The 22871-nt window shown below is 63.2% G+C and carries 21 protein-coding genes; 10 read left to right on the top strand and 11 right to left on the bottom strand.

Annotated elements, in window-relative coordinates:
• The first annotated feature begins 145 nt into the window (after positions 1 to 145).
• Positions 146 to 709, top strand: a complete 564-nt coding sequence (locus ACOI2T_RS34320) for a TetR family transcriptional regulator (RefSeq protein WP_067848258.1) — start codon at positions 146 to 148, stop codon at positions 707 to 709.
• A 101-nt stretch (positions 710 to 810) separates the two neighbouring features.
• On the opposite strand, the gene ACOI2T_RS34315 is transcribed toward ACOI2T_RS34320, so the two are convergent.
• Entirely contained in the window at positions 811 to 1470 is a 660-nt protein-coding gene (locus ACOI2T_RS34315; RefSeq protein WP_409502778.1) for a TetR/AcrR family transcriptional regulator, read from the bottom strand.
• A 622-nt stretch (positions 1471 to 2092) separates the two neighbouring features.
• Here ACOI2T_RS34315 and ACOI2T_RS34310 point away from each other — a divergent pair.
• The 5 genes from ACOI2T_RS34310 to ACOI2T_RS34290 all read left to right on the top strand — a co-directional run bounded on the left by ACOI2T_RS34310 (position 2093) and on the right by ACOI2T_RS34290 (position 7961).
• Positions 2093 to 2545: a flavodoxin domain-containing protein gene (locus tag ACOI2T_RS34310; protein WP_229479494.1), complete on the top strand. Its 453-nt coding sequence runs from the start codon at positions 2093 to 2095 to the stop codon at positions 2543 to 2545.
• Between the two features lie 51 nt (positions 2546 to 2596).
• Positions 2597 to 4075 carry an APC family permease gene (locus tag ACOI2T_RS34305; RefSeq protein ID WP_409502777.1) on the top strand — a complete coding sequence of 493 codons (1479 nt, stop codon included), beginning with the start codon at positions 2597 to 2599 and terminating at the stop codon, positions 4073 to 4075.
• 59 nt (positions 4076 to 4134) lie between these two features.
• Positions 4135 to 5361, top strand: a complete 1227-nt coding sequence (locus ACOI2T_RS34300) for a cytochrome P450 (protein WP_409502776.1) — start codon at positions 4135 to 4137, stop codon at positions 5359 to 5361.
• A 57-nt stretch (positions 5362 to 5418) separates the two neighbouring features.
• Positions 5419 to 5781 carry a cupin domain-containing protein gene (locus tag ACOI2T_RS34295; RefSeq protein WP_409502775.1) on the top strand — a complete coding sequence of 121 codons (363 nt, stop codon included), beginning with the start codon at positions 5419 to 5421 and terminating at the stop codon, positions 5779 to 5781.
• Positions 5782 to 6245: 464 nt separating this feature from the next.
• A complete protein-coding gene (locus ACOI2T_RS34290; protein ID WP_409502774.1) occupies positions 6246 to 7961 on the top strand; it encodes a CocE/NonD family hydrolase in 1716 nt (571 codons plus the stop codon).
• Positions 7962 to 8156: 195 nt separating this feature from the next.
• Here the strand turns inward: ACOI2T_RS34290 and ACOI2T_RS34285 are convergent, their stop codons facing one another.
• The 9 genes from ACOI2T_RS34285 to pdxS form a co-directional block, all read right to left on the bottom strand.
• Complete coding sequence (locus ACOI2T_RS34285) at positions 8157 to 9245, bottom strand: CopD family protein (RefSeq protein ID WP_409502773.1); 1089 nt, start codon at positions 9243 to 9245, stop codon at positions 8157 to 8159.
• A gap of 180 nt (positions 9246 to 9425) precedes the next feature.
• Complete coding sequence (locus ACOI2T_RS34280) at positions 9426 to 10889, bottom strand: APC family permease (RefSeq protein ID WP_409502772.1); 1464 nt, start codon at positions 10887 to 10889, stop codon at positions 9426 to 9428.
• Between the two features lie 48 nt (positions 10890 to 10937).
• Positions 10938 to 11564, bottom strand: coding sequence for an MBL fold metallo-hydrolase (locus ACOI2T_RS34275; protein WP_409502771.1), 627 nt, complete (start codon positions 11562 to 11564; stop codon positions 10938 to 10940).
• Positions 11561 to 12649: an S-(hydroxymethyl)mycothiol dehydrogenase gene (locus ACOI2T_RS34270; RefSeq protein ID WP_409502770.1), complete on the bottom strand. Its 1089-nt coding sequence runs from the start codon at positions 12647 to 12649 to the stop codon at positions 11561 to 11563. Before ACOI2T_RS34270 ends, ACOI2T_RS34275 begins: the two co-directional genes overlap by 4 nt.
• Entirely contained in the window at positions 12558 to 12941 is a 384-nt protein-coding gene (locus tag ACOI2T_RS34265) for a hypothetical protein (RefSeq protein ID WP_409502769.1), read from the bottom strand. Before ACOI2T_RS34265 ends, ACOI2T_RS34270 begins: the two co-directional genes overlap by 92 nt.
• Positions 12942 to 12949: 8 nt before the next feature.
• Complete coding sequence (locus ACOI2T_RS34260) at positions 12950 to 14311, bottom strand: aldehyde dehydrogenase family protein (protein WP_409502768.1); 1362 nt, start codon at positions 14309 to 14311, stop codon at positions 12950 to 12952.
• Between the two features lies 1 nt (position 14312).
• Entirely contained in the window at positions 14313 to 15047 is a 735-nt protein-coding gene (locus ACOI2T_RS34255; protein WP_409502767.1) for a gamma-glutamyl-gamma-aminobutyrate hydrolase family protein, read from the bottom strand.
• A 6-nt stretch (positions 15048 to 15053) separates the two neighbouring features.
• Positions 15054 to 16427, bottom strand: a complete 1374-nt coding sequence (locus ACOI2T_RS34250; protein ID WP_409502766.1) for an aminotransferase family protein — start codon at positions 16425 to 16427, stop codon at positions 15054 to 15056.
• 31 nt (positions 16428 to 16458) lie between these two features.
• Positions 16459 to 17307: a pyridoxal 5'-phosphate synthase lyase subunit PdxS gene (gene pdxS, locus ACOI2T_RS34245; protein WP_421877471.1), complete on the bottom strand. Its 849-nt coding sequence runs from the start codon at positions 17305 to 17307 to the stop codon at positions 16459 to 16461.
• Positions 17308 to 17571: 264 nt separating this feature from the next.
• Between pdxS and ACOI2T_RS34240 the strand changes: the two genes are divergently transcribed.
• From ACOI2T_RS34240 to ACOI2T_RS34225, 4 genes are all read left to right on the top strand, one after another.
• Positions 17572 to 18588: a phosphotriesterase family protein gene (locus tag ACOI2T_RS34240; RefSeq protein WP_409506376.1), complete on the top strand. Its 1017-nt coding sequence runs from the start codon at positions 17572 to 17574 to the stop codon at positions 18586 to 18588.
• A 25-nt stretch (positions 18589 to 18613) separates the two neighbouring features.
• Complete coding sequence (locus ACOI2T_RS34235; RefSeq protein WP_409506377.1) at positions 18614 to 19933, top strand: glutamine synthetase family protein; 1320 nt, start codon at positions 18614 to 18616, stop codon at positions 19931 to 19933.
• Positions 19926 to 21329 carry an APC family permease gene (locus ACOI2T_RS34230; RefSeq protein ID WP_409506378.1) on the top strand — a complete coding sequence of 468 codons (1404 nt, stop codon included), beginning with the start codon at positions 19926 to 19928 and terminating at the stop codon, positions 21327 to 21329. The genes ACOI2T_RS34235 and ACOI2T_RS34230 overlap by 8 nt, the downstream gene beginning before the upstream one ends.
• A gap of 83 nt (positions 21330 to 21412) precedes the next feature.
• Positions 21413 to 22183 carry a FadR/GntR family transcriptional regulator gene (locus tag ACOI2T_RS34225; protein ID WP_409506379.1) on the top strand — a complete coding sequence of 257 codons (771 nt, stop codon included), beginning with the start codon at positions 21413 to 21415 and terminating at the stop codon, positions 22181 to 22183.
• An 11-nt stretch (positions 22184 to 22194) separates the two neighbouring features.
• On the opposite strand, the gene ACOI2T_RS34220 is transcribed toward ACOI2T_RS34225, so the two are convergent.
• On the bottom strand, positions 22195 to 22854 hold the full coding sequence (locus tag ACOI2T_RS34220) for a TetR/AcrR family transcriptional regulator (RefSeq protein ID WP_234790815.1): 660 nt from the start codon (positions 22852 to 22854) through the stop codon (positions 22195 to 22197).
• Between the last annotated feature and the right edge of the window lie 17 nt (positions 22855 to 22871).

The following is a 22871-nucleotide window of genomic DNA, read 5'->3' as shown; positions in this document are numbered from 1 at the left end:
CCTCGCGGCGGCTTTCGTGTCGGCGTTCGACAAGAGCGAAGGAGTGCTTATGAGGCGAGCCAAGAGTTCGCCGGAGGTCGGGGCATGGCACCATCCCCTTGCTGGAGGTCTACGCAAGCGCCCGTTGCAGGAGCGGTCAAGGGCGATGATTCAGTCCATCCTGGACACCGCCACCGAGTTGGTCATTGACGTGGGATACGAAGCAGTGGTGTCATCGCCCACTTTGCTCCTGGACCGCTCGGGCGTGAGCCGTGGGTCGTTCTACTCCTTTTTCGAATCCCCGGAACGGGTGCTCGACGAGCTTGCGTACCAGGGAGTGCAGCAGTCCATCGAATCGTTCGACAAAGCTCTCGCCGCGATTCCCCGCAAGCACTGGACCGAAGTCATCGATGTCCTGATCGACCAGTACACAGTGGAACACCGTGCTCCTCTCGTCCGCGAACTGTGGGTTCGTCAAAATCTGACACAACGGGCGCGCGAACTCGATCACCTGGCCATTGCCGACATGGCGGTCTTGATGCTCGCCGCATTCAGGACGTTCGGCCGTGTTTTCGACACGTTGACCGAGTTGCAGTGCCGAGTGGCGATTCACGCCGTTGAGCGACTTTTCCAATACGCGTTCATCGACGAACCAAACGGAGACCCTCTGATCATCGCCGAAGCGAAAAGGATGCTGATTGACTATTTCGCGGGCTACTCACGCATCTGAGCTGCCTGAGGAGAGTAAGGGCTGGCTGACGATCACCAAGGTCGGTGGCGGGTTCGATGACGTCTATCACCGTCACGTTCGGTGGACCGAGCCGGTGCCTGTCAGTGCCGCAGGAAGCCGGCAAAGTAGTCGATCAGCATTCGCCGTGCCTCGCCCAGGACTGAAGGGTCGCCGTCGGACCGATCGATGAACGCGTACTGGAAAAGTCGTTCGACGACGTGTAGGGCCGCTCGGCAGTGCAGTTCGGTCAACGCATCGAATGCCGGGCCGTATGACCGGAATTCAGTGAGCATCAGCACGGCCATATCGCTGATGGCCAGATCATCGAGCTCGCGGGCTCGCTGGGTCAGATGCTGGCGTACCCAGAGTTCTCGGATCAACGGAACTCGGTACTCAGTTATGTAGAGCTCGATCAGGACATCGATGACCTCGGTCCAGTGGTTCCCGGACATATTGCGGAAGGCGCGCTCAAGCGAGGCCGTGCATTGGCGCACTCCCTGGTACGCAAGCTCGTCGAGCACCCGTTCCGGGGATTCGAAAAAGGAGTAGAACGACCCACGGCTCACCCGGGAGCGGTCCAGTAGCAAGGCTGGGGACGCGAGCACAGCTTCGTAGCCCACTTCGACGAGTAGTTCGGCGGCTGCCTCCAGTACCGACCGGATCAATGCCCTCGAGCGCTCCTGCACGGGATGTTTGCGCAAGCCCCCCGCAAGGTCGTGGTACCACGCCCCGACAGTCGGTGCACTGATGGCGCGCGTCATGGATACCCTCCGCGGTTGTGTGCCGGCACCGCCGGACTCGGTGAGTTGCGGCGGTGTGACAAATGTGACGTTAGCATTAATAAGACTCTCGTACGTATTAGTCCAAGGGCTGGATCACCTGGGCTTGGATCCCGGGTCCGACTCGAGAACGCGGCGATACCGCGCCCGAAGGTCACTCGGCTGATGTCCGGCAGGGATGCCTTCTCTGCCATTCTCTACGCAAAAGCCTTCGATATCAGGCAGTTTGAATCGCGAGCGAGAGTTGAACCAACCGTTCGTCACCGCGGATGGTGCCCGATGTGTAACCGCGACGTAAACAAATGTTCCAGGGCTGGCCGCGTCATTCCGGGCGGCGTAATTTCTCCAAAAGACTGGACGTGCGTCGCGTCTAGGGTTTAGTTTGAACGCCGAAACGTGTCCCAGCTCACATCAAGGGTGAACATGTCCGACAGGGTCAGTGTCGAGGGAGTTCGAGCTGAGCTCCGCTCCGCCGGACCGCTGCCGTCGCAAGATCACCGACGTCGATCACATGTTGGCGGTTCCAGGCTTCCCCTGAGGCGCATCCGCTTCGAAAGCCTTGTCGCAGTGCGCAATGTTCAGACAACGTACGAAAGGCACACCCATGAACCCAGTGACCATCCTGTTCGGAACCGAATCCGGGAACTCCGAGTTGGTGGCCGACGACCTCTGTAGCGCGTTGGAGCGCAACGGAATCAAGGGCGAAGTGTTCGGTATGGAGGACTACCCTATCGACGATCTCCAGAACCAAGAACTGATTTTCGTCATCACCTCGACCTACGGGGAAGGCGACCTGCCCGAAACCACCGAGCCCTTCTTTGCGGCGCTCACCGCAGCCAAGCCCGACCTGTCGTCCACCAAGTTCGCGGCATTCGGCCTCGGTGACAGCAGCTACGAAACCTACAACCAGGGCATCGGCACGTTGAGCGCAGCCTTGACCGAGTACGGAGCAACGCAGCTCGGTGCCACCGGCTACCACGACGCCAGCAGTGGACTCGACCCGTCGGCGGTCGCGCTCGACTGGCTCAAGACGGTTCCGGTCCCCACTGACGCGTAACCGCAGCGATCCCTCACCCCACCAATCCTCCAGCCCAAGAAAAGGCATGACATGACCGAAGGAACTCTTCCGGCGGAACCGCCGATAACAACCTCACGCGGCGGCCACACGGAGACCAAACTGACCGGCAACATCGGTGTCGGCTCGTTGATGTTCACCGTGCTGGCATTCTCAGCGCCCATCGCCGCCGTTGCCGGCTACATCCCTTTCACCATCATGTTCGGAGGACGCGGCGCCACGCTGATCTTCGTACTGGTGACGTTCTCGCTGCTGATGTTCGCGATCGGCTATGTGACGATGGCGAAATCGCTGCCGAAGCCCGGGTCGTTCTATGCGTTCGTCAGCGCCGGTCTGGGCAAGGTGCCGGGCCTTGGTGCGGCCTTTCTCGCGGTGGCGTCGTACTTCCTGATGCTCGCCGGCGTCTACGCGTTCATCGGGTTGACGGCCACCGAGCTCATCTCAAGCATGGGTGGGCCCGAAACACCGTGGTGGCTCTGGGCAGTCGCTTCGTGGTTGATCGTGAGCGTCCTGTGTTACTTCCACATCGAAGTCTCCGCGAAGGTGTTGAGCGTCGCGATGATGTTTGAGGTGGCCATCGTCTTGATCTTCAACATCGCCGTGGTGGCTCATGGCGGCGGGCCTGAGGGGTTTTCCGCCGCCCCCATCAGCCCGCCAACCCTCGCCGAGGGTGACTTCGGCGTCGCGTTCCTGTTCGCGGTCATGATCTTCCTCGGCTTCGAAGCCACTGCGCTGTTCCGCGACGAAGTCCGTGATCCTGACAAGACAATCCCGAGGGCGACCTACGGCGCGGTGCTCACCGTCGGCACGCTCTACATCGTGTCCAGTTACCTGCTGATCACGGCGTACGGCTCCAACGCCGTCCAGGCCGCTACCGACGACCCAAAGGGCATGTTCTCCAACGCAATCGGTCATCTGGTGGCGCCCATGTTCAGTCAACTGACGTTCATGCTGATCATTACCTCCGAGATCGCTGCCGGCATCGCGGTGCATAACGTCGTCTCGCGGTACATCTACAATCTGGGTGTCGATCGCGCTCTGCCGGCCTTCGTGGCGCGGGTCCATCCGCGCCACCACTCGCCCGCCCGGGCATCCATGCTCGTCGCCGTTGTCGTTGCCCTGGTGCTCGTTCCGCTGGGTCTCGGGAACCTGGCCGGTGTCGGTCTCGACGCCCAGTTGTTCGGTCTCGGGACCGTCGGTGTTCTGGTTTTGATGGGTCTGGTCAGCCTCGCAGTGATCGGGTGGTTCGCCCGTCGAGGTGTCCCCGCCGGGGCAAATCTGTTCAAATGCTTTGTCGCACCGGCTATCGCGATCGTGGTTCTCGTGCCCGTCCTCATCATGGCGGTACTCAGATTCGATCTTGTGGTCGGCGGAGCGCCCGGCCAGAATCTGGGCCTCTTGTTGGTACTCGCCGCCTCCCTGGCCATCGGTGCGGCTCTGGCGCTCTACTTCCGAGCGTCGAAACCGGGCACGTTCGCCGCGCTCGGACGCGCCGACACGGGCCAGTACTGAACACCGCCGACTCACCTCAATTCCCCTGATCCGCTTGACTTTTCGAAGGAAATGCTCAGATGACCGCATTGAAAAACGATTCCGCCACCACGACAGAGGTGGCGACTGACGCTCCGGTCACCGGCGATTACCTGCCGTGGAAGGACCCGCAGCTGCGGATCAATCCCTACCCCTTCTACGCCCGCGCCCTGGCCGAAGCGCCCGTATCGAGGGACTGGGATGGAACCTATGTTTTGACCAAGTACGAGGACATCATGCATTACGGTCGGCTTCCGTCGGTCCTCATCGCACCGGAGTGGGAGAAGGCCGGGGCCTGGTCCGTCCTCAAGGACATGGCGCTGGGTTGTGATGAACCCGACCACACCAGGCTGAAACGCATCACCGGAAAATGGCTCACTCCCAAGCAGATCAAAGTGTGGCTCGGGTACACCGTCGAGATCGTGGACGAGATTCTGGATCGGGTGGGCGACGACGGCCTGGTCGACGGTTCTGCGCTTGCCGTCGAAGCGCTGCACCGGACGATCTGCCGGGTTCTGCAGGTGCCGGCCGACGAAATCGAAGAGCTCCGGCTCCAGATGCGCGATGCGATGTTCATCCTCAGCGCTATGCCCGACCCACAGGATTTTGATCTGTGCGTGAAGGGACACGAGTACATGCGCCGGCGCACGGCCGAACTGATCGATTACAAGAGAGCCAATCCAGGCGACGGGCTGCTCGACGAACTGCTGCGCCTGCAAGACCTCGGGGAAATGACAGCGGATGAGGTCTTCGCGACGACGATGTTCTTCTGGCAGGTGCCCCACATGGACGCGAGTTATCTGGCGTCGTCAGGATTGCACCTTTTCGTCCGCCGCCCAGAGCTTTTCGAGACCTTCCGTGCGCACCCGGAGTTGCACGACGCATTCGTCACCGAACTGGTTCGCTACGATGCACCCGAACCCGTAATCACCCGGGCGACAAGCGAAGACCTCGTCATCCGAGGCGTACACGTGCCCGCAGGCAGCAGCCTTCGTCTCGTTCTCGGTGCTGCCAACGTCGACCCGGACGTGTTCGACAACCCGCTCGAGTTCGACTACACCCGGCCACCGGAGCAGTCCCGCAGCCTGACCTTCAGCTTCGGAAGTCACAGCTGCCAAGGAAGGTTGATGGCGCAATCCCAGATCCGGATCATCTGGGAGAGGATCGCGGCCCGCTATTCGCGCGTGGAACTTGCCTCCGAACCGGTGATCAAGAACACCGACGCCTCCCGCCACTATTACACATTGCCGCTGCGCCTGATCCCGTAGCAGCTCGCTCTCTACCCACTTCTGCAATTCACAACAAAGAGAAAGAAGAGAAAACACATGACTGCATCGAGCCAGTCGGCGCTCTCCACCGTCCGCATCCGGGACGTGGCATCACTCGAACTCGACGATTGGGGTCCCCTGCCCGAGGCCACGGGGGAGCCGATGGCCACCGAAGGCAAGAAGCTCTGGACCGGGGAAGGCATCAACGAGGTCGGCATCTGGAAGTGCGCCGCCGGACCGTCGCGGTGGACCTTCGAAACCAACGAGAGCATCACCGTGCTCTCGGGCCGCATGACGGCCACCGAGGACGGCGGCGAGGCCGTGGAGATCAAGGCGGGTGACAGCGCTGTCTTCCCGAAGGGGTGGACGGGCACCTGGGACATCCACGACACCATCCTGAAGGTGTACACGGTCTTCTGAGAATGACGGAATCCACGGCGGGTCAGGGGCGTTGTCCTTGACCCGCCGTGCTGTATCCGGCCCCCGTTGATGGTCATCTTGCGAAGTGTGGTGCGAATCGCCGATCGTGTGGAACACATCGACTCTTTTCGTCTGTGCTGCACCGCATTTCCTGAAGCGCGATGACGTCTGGTTGCGGTCGGACTGTTGCGCCAGACATCACGTCCGTCTGCGGCCGACACGCTGGGAACTCGCGCCGTTGAGCCCCTTTCACATGGCGGTCCTCGCGAAAACCCAAGTCTGTGACGGGAATTAACGCTACAAGGAAACCGGTGCGTCAAGAAACTCCCACCCGTGGACATCGGCTCCCCGTCGTACTAGCCTCGCTTTATTGGACTTGAGTCGCGTCCGCGATCTGGATTCTGAATGTGACGCCCCGTTCGACAAGATCCCTCGGGTGCGTGTCGGTGAAAGGAATGAAACTGATGACAGCCCACCTGGATGGCAGAAGCGTTCCGCTTCAGGAGTCGATGTCGTTCACACACATCGGGCCGGGTCCGTTGCGGGGGAATGCGCAACACCACATGGTGAGGATGCGTGATGGAGTAAAGCTGGCGACTGATGTGTATTTGCCAGACGTGGATGGACCTGTCCCGGTAATCCTGACCCGGCTTCCCTATGACAAGTGCGGCATGATCATCCCGATCGACGTCTTTGCGGAGGCGTTGCTGGAGAACGGGTATGGGTTTGCCGTGCAGGATGTCCGTGGCAAGTTCAGGTCAGAGGGTGACACGGTACCCTGGCTCAATGAGGCCTATGACGGGTACGACACGATCGATTGGATTGTTCGTCAGTCATGGTCGAATGGGCGCGTCGGAATGACGGGTCTGTCGTACACCGGTTACACCCAGTGGGCCGCATTGTCCACCAATCACCCTGCCCTGCGTGCCATTGCTCCGCGGAACACCAACACACGCCTCGGACACACGGAGATGACACCGGGAGCGCCGGAGTGGTCCTACCCGTACCAGTACGTCTTGGATTTCTACGCATCGAACGATTTGTACGACCGGAGCTCGGATTACGACTGGGCGCATCGCCCGCTCATAGAGTCGTTCGAAGATGCGGTGGAACGCTTGGGTATTCGGCCTCCAGCTCTCGATATGCACTTGTCGACCGTCCGTGACGAGGCCCGATTTCCGGCCGGGCACCCATTCGATGCCAAACCGATTCCCGTCCTTCTCTCGCTGGGGTTTTTCGATCCATTCTGTTCGGGGTATGGATTTCGCGATTACCAGGCGATGATGGCGGACCCGTCCTGGAGGCCATTCGTTCACCTGAGGCTGAGTCCGTCCGATCATGACGACTTCCGACACGATGCGGCCCGAAAAGATGCACGTTCCGGCGATCTGCACGGCGCGGATGCGGGCAGCATCGATATTCCCGATGCCGATCCAGCAGAGATCCGAGCTTGGTTCGACGGTGAGATCCAGTTCTTCGACCGGTATCTCCGATCCGACGCCACGGTTGCCCCACTCGCGCCGGTGCAGTACCACTTGGCGAACAGCAGTCAGGTCGTGAATACGACGTCGTGGCCCCCGCCGGAATCCAAGTCGAAGGTCCTTTACCTCGTCAACGGCGACGACGACACAAACGCGCGGTTGTCTGAAGTGGGCGCCGACGAATTCGGGACTTTGTCGTGGGTGCATGATCCAGAAGCGCCCGTGCCAAGCGCCACCAAATTCTGGTCGATGCTGGTCCACGAGTATCCAGACTTCAGCCCCATGCTGACGGGAGAATCCGTCCTGGCGTTCCACGGTGCGCCGCAAGTCGAGCCGTTGGCGTTGGCCGGCCCGGTCACCCTGCACGCGAAAGTCCAGACCACGGGTCCGGCCATGGACCTGTTCGCCACGCTTCTGGATCTGGAGCCGGACGGTACCGCCCGGTTCATCGCACGCGGTCAACAGCGCCTGCAAGCATCAGAACCGACCGATGTGGCGGTCTCCGTGGGATCAGCGGGATATGTACTGGAGCAGGGGCATTCACTTGTGCTACTGCTACGCAGCAGCGACTACCCGGATTTCCTCCCGCTATCGGGAACGTCGCAGCGGTGGTGGTTCGCCACCCACGTGCAATCCACCACGCAGTCGATTGTGGTCGGAGGTCCGGACAGTGCGCGGCTCGACTTGACCGTGCTCTAACCCCGAGCAGACCACCAAGGCAGCATCCGACATGCGGTCGCGGCCACGAGGGCCCCGATAGTTGACTGCGATCCATTGATGTGCGGTGTGGTGTGAGGCAATGCAAGGAATTTGTCGCGATCGGTTGAACAGCTCGAATTTCCAGGGCATTTCAATCGTTCGACCGGGTTTCGACGGAGTGACGGTGATCGGGCGCTATCCACGTGCCGAAGTGCGATTGCCGAGCCACAATACCGCCGCGGTGAGCGTGACGAGAACGACACCAGCACCGAAAGTCGTGAGATCGAACGCCCGTGCCGCAGGCCATCCGGCCGCGGCACGTGCCGAGCCGTGAAGGAATGGGACGACTGCCAATACGGCAACCGCGACGAGGGCCTCGACGCTTACTACGGCCGGGAAGTGGTGTGCGGCAAGGTGGAATGCCGATCGGCTGTCGCCGGCGCATCGTGCAGCGCGGATGTTGGGGATCAGTACGCGCACGTTGTATGCACCGGCCGCCAGGAGTGCGAGGACGAGCACCAGCTTCACTGCCAAGGCGCGACCGTACGGCGTGGTGAACAGCTGGCCGACAGTGCCGACGTGGATCCAGCTGAGCCAAACGCCGCTGACGAAAACCGCACCGACTGCGTATAGCGCCACGAGGCTGAATCGCTCCCAGATCTGCGTCCAATCGTCGGCGGCGCGCATTGCTGCTTCGTGGGCTGAACGGCGGCGTCCGAGCAAGCCGGCGATCGACAGCGCGATCAGCCCGCCCACCCAGAAGAGGGCGCCGAGCAGATGGACGATGGTGATCCCGTTATGCGCGAAACCTTTCAACGCGGACAGTGAGAGCGGCAGGCTGGGAAGTACCGCGGTCACGGTGGCGCTCGCTGCGACTCCGGCTGCCACCCACCGTGACCGCAGCCTGCGCATCGCCACCAGACCCGCGACACAGAGCGCAAGACCGATCACCTGGGCGAGAGCGATTGTTCCGGCGCCCACTGTGCCGCCCCGGGACGGCGGGGCGGTGATGAGCTGGCCGATCGTCTCTGGCCGCAGCGCTCCCAGGATGCTGGTGTGCGTTGCCCGTGCGACCGCGTTGAAGAAACCCGACGCCGCAGCGACACCGACGACGACCGCCGCCGGTATCAGCGCAGGGCGCAAACGTCCTGTCACCACGCCGCCGCGCGACTCGGGGATAGCCAACATGGCCACCGTCATGCCGATGCCGATCGGCAACGCCAGACTGATGTAGTAGACGATCTCGGCCAGGATGCTGAGAAGTCCCGGCGTCGGCGGGTTCATGACGGGCAGCCCATATGTGCGCTCCCGTACCGGTGATGTCGAGCGGCGTCGGATCCGCTAACGTTCCGGTCGTCGAGACGATCCAGCGAGGACAACACCTGGCCCACGCTAGTTCGGCAGTATTTGTCTGCGCTGTGAGCCGGCTATGGATCAGTCTGGTGCCGAAACACACGCGGACGATCATCGTTCGGTGGCTGGGACTCCGGTGAGAATCGGTGCACGGTAACGATGTTTGGCCACGAGATACATCACCACACCGAGCGCGGCCAGCGCCGCGAGTGCTGTCCATTCGGCGGAGCTGAAATCAACGGCACACATTATGGCGACCCAGCCGAGTAGCACCGCACCGACCAACGGTAGGACGCCGCCGAGGAGCGCGTCGCGCCAGTTGGACACCACCCGGTCACGCATGGCCCAGGCCGCGGCCAGAGCGGTCAGCGCGTAGTAGCAAGCGAACATGAAGCCGATAGTGGCAATGAGAACGTCGAGGGTGTCCGAGACGCTCGAGGCCAAGATGTATACCCAGGTGGCTACGATACCCAAACTGCCGATCAACAGTGTGCTGGTGGCCGGTGTCTGAAATCGACTGTGCACCTCGCCGAAAACCGAGGGCAGTACCTTGTCGCGACCCATCGCCAGCATGATGCGGGCCAGGCCCACGATGGTGGCCTGGGTCGCGGCCAGTACGGACGCGACCACCGCCAACGCCATCGCCTTGGCCCAACCGCTGCCGGTCAACTCCTCGGCCACGAACACTGCGGCGTTGGTGGAATGCTGCTTCATCGCCTCGGGCGGTGCGACGGTGGCGAAGGCGAAACATATCAGTGTGTACATGACACCCAAGGTGATCACGGCGATGATCACCGCTTTTCCTGGGTTGGTCTCGGCGCGTTCGGTTTCCTCGCTGAGATAGATCGAGGTGTCCCACTGCGCGATCATGAAGATCACCAACAGCATCGTCGCGACAAACCCGCCACTCCCGCCAACGCCATGCGGGCTGAGCCATTCCCACGTCGGATGGACCGAGTTGGGACGATCGTTGACGAACAGCGCCCAGAACGCGATCGCCGAAAACATCAGCAACACCGCGTATTCGGCGATTGCCAGCGACAATTGGAGCCGTCCGGTCAGTTGTACGCCGATGACAGCGAACGCGGTCAGGAACGTGCCGAGCACGGTCGCGGCGATGACGGTACCCCACTGACTGCTCGGATCGAACCCGAGCAGCGCCAACACGGCGGGACCGATGCTGACGAAGTTGATGATCAGAGAAACGACGAAGGTCACCACCAGGATCCAACCCACCCCGAAACCCGCGCCCGGGTTCACTGCGCGTCCGACCCACGAATACGGGCCGCCACAGTTCTGGTCCCACAAGTTCATTCGCTGAAAAGCCACGGCGATGCACAGCATCGCGATCGAGGCCACGATGATCGACGGAATGAATCCGTAGCCACTGGCAACGATCAACGGCGCCAGGGAGACCGCGACCACCTGACCGGGCGCCGCGCCGGCCATGCTGATGATCGTGCTCTCCCTGAGTCCGATCGCACTCTTCTTGAGAGTCGGAGCACCACCGCTCGATGGCGAAGCGGTGCGGTTGCCGCGGTGCTCGTCGGGTGTAGAGGGCTGCGTGAGCGGCATGGACGTCTCCGATCGGGCGAGAGATTCAACAGTTGTGGCTTGAAAAGGTCAGTGGCCGCGTTTGACCCAGTCGTCGTAGTGGACGATTTCGTTGCCGATGGTGGTGGTGTCGCCGTGGCCGGTGTAGACGACGGTTTCGCCGGGCAGGGTGCCCAGGCGTTTGGAGATGGAGTCGAGGATGGTGGGGAAGTCGGAGTAGGAGCGTCCGGTGGCGCCGGGCCCGCCGTGGAACAGGGTGTCGCCGGAGATGACGGCGTTCAGGTCGGGGATCGACCAGCACACCGAGCCGGGGGAGTGGCCGGGGGTGTGGAGGGCGTGGATGTCCAGGCCGCCGACGGTCAGGGTGAGTCCGTCCTCGACGCTGCGGAATTCTTTGTCGGGGTGGGTCATTCGCCACAGCATGTCGTCGGCGGGGTGCAGCAGCACCGGGGCGTCGAGGGTGGTGGCGAGTTCGGGGGCGACGGTGATGTGGTCGTTGTGGCCGTGGGTGCACACGACCGCGAGCACGTTGCGGCCGGCGACGGCGTCGACGATGGGGGCGGCGGTGTGGGCGGCATCGAAGACGACCACGTCATGGTCGTCGCCGACGAGCCAGATGTTGTTGTCGACGTCCCAGGAGCCGCCGTCGAGTTCGAATGTGCCGCTGGTGACGACCCGCTGAATGGTGGTGCTCATTTCAGTACCACCACTGAGCGCAGGACTTCGCCGGCGTGCATACGATGGAATGCCGACTCGACCTCCTCTAAGCCGATGCGTTCGGAGACGAATTTTTCCAGCGGTAGGCGGCCTTGCAGGTAGAGGGAGATGAGGGTGGGGAAGTCGCGTTCGGGTAGGCAGTCGCCGTACCAGGAGGACTTGAGTGATCCGCCGCGGGAGAAGAAGTCGACGAGCGGCATTTCCAGGGTCATGTCGGGGGTGGGCACGCCGACCAGCACGACGGTGCCGGCCAGGTCGCGCGCGTAGAACGCCTGCTCATAGGTCGCAGGCCGACCCACCGAATCGATCACCACATCCGCACCGTGACCGTCGGTCAGATCTTGAATCGACTTCACCACATCCGCATTGGCGGCATTGATCGTGTCGGTGGCGCCGAACTCCCGCGCCCACTCCAACTTTCGATCATCGAGATCGACGGCGATGATTTTCTTGGCGCCGACGAATGCGGCGCCGGCGATCGCGGCATCACCGACGCCGCCGCAGCCGATGACGGCCACGGTGTCATCGCGACCGACGGCGCCGGTGTTGATCGCCGCGCCGATACCGGCCATGACGCCACAGCCCAGCAGCCCGGCCACGGCCGGATCGGCCTCGGCATCGACCTTGGTGCACTGGCCCTCATGCACCAGGGTCTTGTCGGCGAACGCGCCGATACCCAGCGCGGGGGTGAGCTCGGTGCCGTCGCTCAGCGTCATCTTCTGCGCGGCGTTGTGGGTGTCGAAACACAGGTGCGGGCGGCCCCGCTTGCAGGCGCGGCATTCCCCGCACACCGCGCGCCAGTTCAACACCACGAAGTCGCCGGGCTCGACATGGGTGACACCCTCGCCGACCGCCTCCACGGTGCCCGCGGCCTCGTGGCCCAACAGGAACGGGTACTCGTCGTTGATGCCGCCCTCGCGGTAAGTCAGATCGGTATGACACACCCCGCAGGCGATGATGTTGACCACCACCTCACCCGGACCCGGATCCGGGATCACGATGTCGACCAACTCGACGGGCTGCTTCTTGGACCGCGAAATCACACCGCGCACTGTCTGAGGCATGGTGAGTCCTTTCTGTGAGTTCGATTGGTGTGCCCGCCTTTTCCGGTGGAATGAGTTCCCGGGCGCGGGCGAGCAGGCGACGCTGGCGTTGGTTGAAAAATGTGCCGCTGTGCAGCGTCAGCACGCTGACGAGTTCGATGAACCGAGCATCGAGCCGCTGTGCGTCCATGCCGAATCGCGGCAGGATATCCTCGTCGAGTGGGCCGCCGTACGGGGCCCACTCGACCACGTAGCGAACGATGTCCCAATCGAACTCATCGATGCGCTTGTCGGCCATCAGCGGTTCGGCCAAACCAGTGTCTACGGCGCGGTGTTGAAGAAGACGTTCTTCACTTCGGTGTAGGCGTCGAGCGCATCTGGACCGAGTTCGCGGCCCAAACCTGACTGCTTGAAACCGCCGAACGGCGTCGTGATGCGTACGGAGGTATACGAGTTCACGGCCAGTGCCCCCGCGTCCACACCACGCGCAACGCGCATCGAACGTGCGGCGTTCGACGTCCAGATCGATCCGGCCAAGCCGTAGATGGTGTCGTTGGCTCGGGCAACCGCCTCGTCCTCGCTGTCGAAAGCGAGGACGGAGACGACGGGCCCGAAGATCTCCTCACGCGCCGAACGATGATCGTCGGCGATGGGATGAAGCACGGTGGGGGCAAACCAGTACCCGGGCCCCGTCGGCGCCGAACCACGGAACAGCACCGGTGCATCATCGACGTAATTCTGCACGGTGGCGGCATGGCCCGCCGATATCAGCGGGCCCATCTGAGTGTTCTCCGCGAGCGGATCGCCGACGACGATGTTGGAGACGACCTTCTCGAGCTTCTCGAGGAACGTTTCCAGAGCGGACCGTTCGACGAACACCCTCGACCGTGCGCAGCAGTCTTGTCCCGAGTTCCCGAAGACGGCGCCCGTCAGGCCCTCGGCGGCCGCGTCGAGGTCGGCGTCGGCGAACACCAGCGCCGCCGACTTACCGCCCAGTTCCAGGGTCACGCGTTTGATGCCCTCGGCGGCACGCCGCGCGATGTCCTTGCCGACATCGGTCGAACCGGTGAACGCGACCTTGCCGACCGCGGGATGCTCGACGAGCTGGCTGCCGATCGTCCGTCCCGGACCGACGACGACGTTGAAAAGGCCCGCGGGCAGCCCGGCTTCGACGGCGAGCTCGCCGAGCCTCAATGACGTCAGCGGTGTGAGCTCAGCGGGCTTGAGCACCACCGCATTGCCCGCCGCCAACGCCGGCGCCACCTTCCAGGCGGCGATCGTCAGCGGATAGTTCCATGGCGTGATCAGCCCCACCACACCGATGGGTTCGCGGAACGTCATGTCCACGCCGCCGGCCACCGGAATAGTGTGTCCCATAAGGCGTTCCGGGGCGGCAGCGTAGTAGCGGAATGTCGCTGCGACGCCGGCGATCGCGCCGCGGGCATCGCTGATGGGCATGCCGACGTTGCGGGCCTCGAGCTGGGCCAGGGCTTCGCGGTTGTTGTCGACCGCCGCCGCGATGGCCAACAGCACCTCAGCACGGAACTGGGGTGGCTGCGCGGCCCACTGCCGCTGCGCAACGGCGGCGCGGGCGATCACGTCGTCCAGCCCCGCGGGTGTGATCTGTTCGAGCGATTGGAGGACCTTCTCGGTCGCGGGCTCGATTACGTCGATGACGGCCATGTCAGTGGTTTCCTCCGAGAGCGTGAGTTGCGCTGTTGATGAAGTCGGTCAGTGCGTGTTGCAATTCGGCCGCCTCCGGATGCCACTGCACCCCGAGCACGTACCGATGGTCGGGCCATTCGATTGCCTCGGGCAGTTGATCGGGTAGCGACCGAGCCGTGACGACGGCGCCGTTGCCGAGCCGGTCCACCCCTTGGTGGTGGTGCGAGTTCACGACCTGTATTCCGCTGCCGCACAACCGCGCCGCGTGCGTGTCGCAGTCCACCTCAACTTCGTGGAACGTCGCGTGATCGAGCCGTCCCGGGCTGGGGCGGTGTTCGGCGTAGCCGGCGTCGAGCAGGTGTTGATGCAACGTCCCCCCGGCCGCGACGTTGAGAACCTGCATGCCTCGGCACACTCCGAGTACGGGAATATCCCGGCGCATGGCTTCCCGGGCCAACATGAGCTCGAACTCGTCGCGCAGCGGCTCGGTCGCCTCGGTGCGGCCGTTGTTCGCCGCTCCGTACGAAGACGGCTCGACATCGACACCGCCGATCAACAGCAGCCCGTCGATGCGGTCGATGAGCAATCCGGGGTTCTCGACCGCGCGCGTGTCGGGCACGAGGCCGAGTGGTATCCCGCCTGCCGCATGGATTTTGGCGAGGTAGGTCGCGGGAATGATCGCGGCCTGCTGATTCCAGAAGCCCCAGCGAGCGATTTCGAACGCCGTGCAGACGCCGATGACCGGTGCGATCACGTCTGATCAGCCGATCTCGTGGGCAAACTTCGCCTCTGCCTCGGTGAGGCAGCGGTCGACGATCTCGATGGCGCGCTCGGCTTCGCTACGCGTCAGCACGAACGGCGGCGCGAGGTGCAGAACGTCCCACACCCGGGTGACCAGGCCCTCTTCCTGCGTGCGCAGTGCGAGCTGCTTGATGAACGGATGCGATGTTCCCCACGCTTCGCGCGTCTCCTTGCTCTTGACGAAATCGATTGCGCACAAGAGACCTTTGCCGCCACGGACATCACCGACAGTGGGGTGGCTGCGCAGCTCCTGGGCGAGCTCGAACAGGTACGTGCCCATCTCGGCGGAGCGTTCGACCAGGTTTTCGCGTTCGAGGATCTCGATGTTCTTCAGGGCAGCGGCAGCTGCCACGGCATGACCGCCGAAGGTGATCAGGTGTCCCAGTGCGTGCCCGTCGGGACGGAAATCGTCAAAGATCGACGACCGGACCGCCACGGCCGCAACCGGTGCGTAGCCACTCGAAAGGCCTTTGGCCATGGTCATGATGTCGGGAACAACGCCGTAGTGCTCGGCGGCGAACACCTTGCCCGTGCGTCCCCAGCCGGTGATGACCTCATCCATGATGAGCAGAACGCCGTACTTGTCGCAGATCTCGCGCAGCATCTGCCAGTACACCGGGCTCGGCAGGTGAGTCCCGTTGGCGACCGAGATCGGTTCACCGATCACCGCGGCGACATGCTCCGGACCCTGGATGAGGATCTCCTGCTCGACATAGCGGGCGCACATGATGTCGCCGGCCTCTCCTTCAAGACCGAAATCGTTGCGATAGTGGTTGGGGTTGGGCACCTTGCTGACGCCGGACATGAACGGCCCGAAGTACTTTTCGCTCGCACTGCCGGTCAGGCTCGCAGCGCCGAACGTGGTGCCGTGATAGGAGCCACGCCGTGCAATGATCTTGTAGCGCTTGCCAAATCCACGCATCACCTGAACCTGCTTGGCGATCTTCATCGCGCTCTCGACTGCCTCGGATCCGCCCGAGCACAGGAACACGCGGTCGAGGTCGCCCGGGGTGAGGGACGCGATCTTGCCGGCAAGCTTGATCGCCGCCGGGTTCGCGGCATTCGATGCGGCGGTGTAGGCAATCTTGCCGGCCTGCTCGGCCATGGCCTCGCCGATCTCGGTGCGGCCGTGGCCCGCCGCGACCACGAACAGCCCGGCCAGGCCGTCGATGTACTCCTTGCCGTTCACGTCGATCAACGTCGAGCCGCGGCCCTCGACGAAGACCCGTAGCCCGCCCTGGATCAGTTCGTTCCATTCCAGGTCGTTGCTGTGCAGCCAAAGGTGGTCGAGAGCTTGTGTCTCCAGCTCGTGGCGAGTTTGCAATGACGTCATGATGTGTTCCCTTTCTTGATGTTTCGTCTTGTCACCAGCCGCGTTGGGCGAGGCGGTGTGGGGTGGGGATGTCGTCGACGTTGATGCCGACCATGGCTTGGCCGAGGTTGCGGGAGACTTTGGCGAGGACGTCGGGGTCGTCGTGGAAGGTGGTGGCTTTGACGATGGCGGCGGCGCGTTGGGCGGGGTCGCCGGATTTGAAGATGCCTGATCCGACGAAGACGCCTTCGGCGCCGAGTTGCATCATCATGGCGGCGTCGGCGGGGGTGGCGATGCCGCCGGCGGTGAACAGGGTGACGGGTAGTTTGCCGGCGCGGGCGACCTCGGCGACGAGTTCGTAGGGGGCTTGGAGTTCTTTGGCGGCGACGTAGAGTTCGTCGTCGCGCAGGGTGGCGAGTCGGCGGATTTCGGCGCCGATGTGGCGCATGTGGGTGGTGGCGTTGGAGATGTCGCCGGTGCCGGCTTCGCCTTTGGAGCGGATCATCGCCGCGCCTTCGGTGATGCGGCGTAGTGCTTCACCGAGGGTGGTGGCTCCGCAGACGAAGGGGGCGGTGAAGTGCCATTTGTCGATGTGGTGGGTGTAGTCGGCGGGGGTGAGGACTTCGGATTCGTCGATGTAGTCGATGCCGAGGCTTTGCAGGATTTGGGCTTCGACGAAGTGTCCGATGCGGGCTTTGGCCATCACGGGGATGGTGACGGCGTCGATGATGGCTTCGATCATGTCGGGGTCGGACATGCGTGCGACGCCGCCTTGGGCGCGGATGTCGGCGGGGACGCGTTCGAGGGCCATGACCGCCACGGCGCCGGCGCCTTCGGCGATGCGGGCCTGTTCGGGGGTGACGACGTCCATGATCACGCCGCCCTTGAGCATCTCGGCCATACCCCGCTTCACCCGCGCGGTACCGACGTTGACCGGAGATGGGTCGACCGTGAGTTGATTGGATTGCGACACGATCCATTTTCTACCGTGGCGATGACGGTCCGTCAAGACATGGACCGTTGCGCCTCCCGGGGTGGCCGGCAAAGTCGTTGATTACGGGAGTGTTTCGTCTGCCGATCGGCTGCACGTTGACGTCTCAGGTATTGCCAAGCGTCAGGACGTCTGATAAAAAGGCGCTCACCGAACTCCATTTAAGGATGTGCGATGCCGATCTACACAGTCCTTGGCCCCATCGAACCGTCCGAGTTGGGCGAAACCAGCATGCACGAACACCTGCTGATCGACGGTCGCGTCTGGTTCGAACCAGCACGTGAACCCGTACCGGAACCACCGGCGGTCAGCCTCGAGAACTTGGGATTCGTTCACTGGAACCTGGTCAGTCTCGAGGACAACCTGCTGATCGACGACGTCGACCTGGCCGTGCGAGAGCTTGAGTACTTCTCTGGCGTACCGAACGCCGGCCTGGTGGACCTCACCAACATCGGCCTCGGCCGCCGGATCGATGATCTGGCGACGATATCGAAACGAGCCGGCGTGCACGTGATGAGCGGCTGCGGGTTCTACATCCACAACTCTCACCCCGACTACGTCGAGCAGTCGAGCGTCGATCAACTTGCCGAGCTGCTGATCGGTGAGCTCCGGGTAGGCGTCGACGGCACCGGCATCAAAGCGGCGCTCATCGGTGAGATCGGCACCAGTTCACCGGTCACCGAGCGGGAGAAGAAGGTGCTCGCCGCGGCCGGTACAGCTGCGGTGGAGACACAGGCATCAGTGAGCATCCACCTGGAGCCACGTGGCGCGGAAGCGCTGAACGTCCTGGAAATCCTTTTGGCTCAAGGCATGTCGACCGATCGCGTCATCATGGGACATCTCGACGAACATCTCGACAAGGCCTATCACGCCGATGTCGCGCAGTCCGGCGTCGCCATGGCATTCGACACCTTCGGTTCCGACTTCTACTTCAGTGGACTGTTCAAGGATCCCACCGACCTCGAACGGATCGACCACCTCCTGCCCCTGCTCCACGACGGCCACGCCGAGCAGCTCGTGCTGGCTTGTGATGTGTGGACTAAGGCGAATCTCAAGCACTACGGCGGTTTCGGATACGACCACCTGCACCGCCGCATCCTGCCGCTGCTGCGTGACGAGCACGGGGTCAGTGACGACACGATCACGCAGATGATGGTCGAAAATCCCCGCCGATTGCTGGATCGGCCTTGAGCCCATTTACCTAGAGGAAAATCAGTTGTCCACAACATATGCCGATTCGGCACGAGCCGCCGTCGTGAACGGCCTTCCAGCCGACGCACATTCAGTCGTACCACTCTTCCCGGACATCCACGGAAACCTTCGTGGCAAGCTCGTGGATCCCAAGGTGATCAGCTCGGACCGGGCACTCACCGAAGGAATTCCGACCACGGATCTGCTGCTCGCGGTCGACCCCCTCGACGAGCCGATCACGACGTTGAGCACCATGGGGCTGAAGGGCGGCGCGAAAGATCTCCTGCTTCGTCCCGATCTCACCACGCTGCGTCCGATGCCGTGGTTCCCGGCCGCCTACCTTCTGCTGGGTGACTTGTACGAGACCAGCGGTGAGCCATGTGCCGTCAGTCCGCGTCAGGTCCTGCGCAGAGCCCTGGACGCGCTGGCAAGTCATGGACTGAAGCTCAAGGCGGCGTTCGAGTTCGAGTTTCGGCTGTTCCGTGAAGGCACCTGGGAACCCGCGACTGCCGGCCTGAGTTACAGCCCGCTGACCCTCTCCCATGTCACCGACTTCATCGGCACCCTCCGCCGATATGCCGACGAGCTACGACTCGGCCTCTCCGTCGTGCACAGCGAGGGGGCACCCGGCCTGGTCGAGGTCAACGTCGACCCACAGGACGGTGTGGCGGCCGCCGACACCGCCGCATTGTTACGGCTGGTCGCGGTCGAAGCCGCCCGCCGGCACGGCCTGTCTGCCAACTTCATGGCCAAACCCATTGCGCACGAAGAGGGCTCGAGCGCACATGTGCACTTCTCGATGTGGGATGAAGTCGGCGACAACGCATTGGGCGCGGCCGCGGGCAATCGAGACGATGAGTTCTACCGGCGCGCGGCGTGGGGAATGCTCACCCATCTGCCCGCCCTCAGCCTGATCTACAACCCGACGATCAATTCGTACAAGCGGCTCGTTCCGGGCTACTTCGCACCGGTCAGTGCGGCCTGCGGGCCCGACGACCGCTCGTTTGCCCTTCGCGCACTGCTGAAGAGCCCGGCGGCGAGCCGATTCGAACTGCGACGTCCCGGCGCGGACTGCAATCCATACCTGACGCTGGCAGCCATCGCGGCGTCGGTGCATCTCGGCTTGATCGATCGCACTGTGCCCGATCGTGGCCAACTCGACGGTCACGATGGTGCCCTGCCGACGAGCCTCGAAGGGGCGATCGTCGAATTCCGCAACCGGGACGGACGTTTGGACCAGGTCCTCGGTGCTGAGTTCTGCACACATTATCTGCAGACGCGGGAATGGGAATTGCACGCATGGCAGAACGCTGTGAGTGAATGGGAAAGGCAGCGCTATGCCTGAATCGCAGGAAACCACTGACGCCGTGGCGAAAACCGAGCGCTATGAACAGGAACTGAGCCGTAGCCTTGGCCTCTGGGGCAATGTCGCGTTGTGCGTCGCTGCGATCACGCCCGCTGTCGGGGTTTTCGCCATCGCACCGATACTGCTCAACATGGCCGGGACCGGCGCGGTGTGGGCGTTGGTCATCGCGGGCCTGCTCGGGCTGTCGATGGCAGCGTGTTACGGCGAACTGGGCAGCGCCTATCCGATCGCGGGCGGTGACTATTCCGTCGTGGCCCGAACCCTCGGTAAGGCGGCGGGCTTCGTGTCCCTTGTGTTCACCGGGCCGGTGTGTGCGTTTCTGATCCCCGCGGTGGTGGCGTTGACGATTGCCACCTACCTCAACGTCGTCGTGCCCCTCGACGCGCGTTGGGTCGGCGCCGCGGTGATCGCCGTCGGGACGGTCATCGCGATTCTCGGCGTCCGGCTGAGCGCGCGGCTCGTCGGCCTGCTGCTGGCGGTCGAACTGCTGGTCGTCGTCTTCGTAACGGTTCTCGGATTCGTCAAGACCCAGCATTCATTGGTCGAGGTGCTCACGCCCACCGTATTCGGGCCCGACGGTCCGCAAGCTCTGGCCGTGGGCACCCTCATGGCGGCGGTCGCCGTTGCCGCCTTTACGTACAACGGTTTTCAAGGTGCACTGTTGTTCTCCGAGGAGACGTCGGGCGGCGGGCGCAACATCGCCCGATCGGTGTTCATTTCTTTGGCGGTCGCGGTGTCGTTTGGTGTCATCCCGGTGCTCGGCGGCCTGCTGGGAGCGCGATCACTGGAGGAATTCACCACGTCGCCGACGCCATGGCAGCAGTTCCTCACCGATACCGGCGGCGAGCTGTTCAACACGATCGTCAGCCTTGGTATTGCGCTGGCGGTGGTGAACGGCGTCATGGCGCTCACCCCGTACTTCGCTCGGGTCATCTACAGCTCGGGCCGCGACATGATGTGGCCTGCGCCGATCAGCAGGGCGCTGGCCAAGGTGCATCCGCGGTTCGAGACACCATGGGTCGCAACGCTTGTCATCGGAATCGCCGGCATCATCTTGATTCTGACGATGGATGTCGAGGCCATGGCAACCGTGATCGGCACGGTCATCGCGTTGGAGATGATCCTCGTCGCGCTGTCGGCGATCGTCAGCAGGGTTCGCTTTCCCGAACTCGTCCGGCCGTATCGCATGCCGCTGTGGCCGGCGGCGCCGGTGGCTGCGATCGCGCTGTGCCTGGTAGTACTCGTCGAGCAGACGCGAAAAGACCAGCTCACCGCCGTCGTCATCGTCGTCGTGTCCCTGGCGTACTACGTCGGCTATCTGCGGACCAGGACGGCGACGCACATGAAAATGCTCAACCCGGCCGAGTCCGACTGAGAAAAGCGCCGGTCATGACGAGCAGTGTCGAGTGGGTAGCATTGGGCGATGAGCCATCGCAGGCGAACGGGTCAGCTGAGCGCATGAGTCTCCTGATCAGCGGCATATCGAGCGGGACCGTGTCGCTCCCACCGACCCACGTGGACGTCAACCGGTACGTGGCCGACCTCGTTCGCCGGGAGATCCGCCTCGGCCTACTTCCCCCCGGTTCGGCGTTGCCGTCCGAGCGGGACTTCGCCGAAATGCTCGGCGTCGGTAGGACTCCGGTTCAGCTGGCATTCCGCCAACTGCAGTCGGAAGGCCTCATCGAGCGCCGCCGTGGTCGCAACGGCGGAGCCTTCGTCCGAGGCGCAGGCGAAGACGAGTCGCGATTCCACGACGTCATCATGGAAGCTATCGAGAACCGCGACGAGATTCGCCTCGCGATGGAGTACCGGTGTCTCGTCGAACCCTCGGTGTCACGGCTGGCAAGCGAAAGGCGCACGGCAACAGAGCTGAACGACCTGGAGGCCGCCCACGCGTTGCTGCAGGAGGCGTCCGACGACGCTTCGTTCATGAGAAGTGACGCGGTCTTCCATCTGACGCTGGCGCACATCACCGCGAACCCCTTCTTGATCCGCGGTATCGAGGAGTCCCGGCAGTGTTGTCACCCCGCCTTGGCGTTGCTGCCCGAGGGCGGCACGTTCCACGAAGCCACCATCGCAGAACACCAGGAAGTTCTGGAGGCGGTGCAGGCGCGCAAGCCCGACGAGGCCGAGCGGGCGATGAGCGCGCACGTTCAACGCAGTATGTGGAGCGTGCAGAAACTACTGGCGACGCTCAAGGATCGCCACGTGGAGGCTTCGGCCGGGTGACGATGCGTGGCTCACTCGCCGGAGTAGCCGGCGAAGTAATCGGCGAGCATGCGCCTGGCCTCGGCGATCGTGGCGGGGTCGCCGTCGGGATCATCGGTGAACGCCATTTGGAAGAGGCGTTCGACAGCGTGCATGGCGACTCGGCACTGCAACTGGGTGAGCGAGCTGAACAGCGGAGTGTGCCTGCGGAATTCGTCCAGCACAACGGTTGCGAAGTCGTCGATCGCCTGGTGATCGAGTTGCCTGACCCGGTGCGTCAGGTTCTGGCGTACCCACAACTCCCGGATCAACGGAATCCGGTGTTCGGCGGTATAGAAGTCGATGACGGCATCGACGATCTCGATCCACCGGTCACCGGGCCGGTTGCGCACCGCCTCCTCGAACGCGACCGCCGACTGCTGGATGCGCTGGTATGAGAGTTCGTCGAGGACCCGCTCCGGCGTCTCGAAGAAGGCGTAGAACGAACCGCGGCTGATTCCCGACTTGTCGAGCAACAGTGTCGGCGACCCGACCACCGCTTCATACCCGACCTCTTCGACCAACTCCGCCGCGGTGTCGAGGATGCGCTGGATCATCGCCCTCGACCGCCCCTGAAGCGGCCGCTTACGCAACCCGCCGGCAAGCTCGTGATGCCAGGCGGTGCCGACCGTCGGACTCACGGACTGTGTCACCCATGCCCCCTAGTTCA

The organism is Mycolicibacterium wolinskyi str. Jessa 2025 (genome assembly GCF_049241375.1).
Lineage (GTDB): Bacteria > Actinomycetota > Actinomycetes > Mycobacteriales > Mycobacteriaceae > Mycobacterium > Mycobacterium wolinskyi.
Note: the sequence above shows the minus strand (reverse complement) of the source record. Positions and strands in the feature narration are given on the sequence as shown.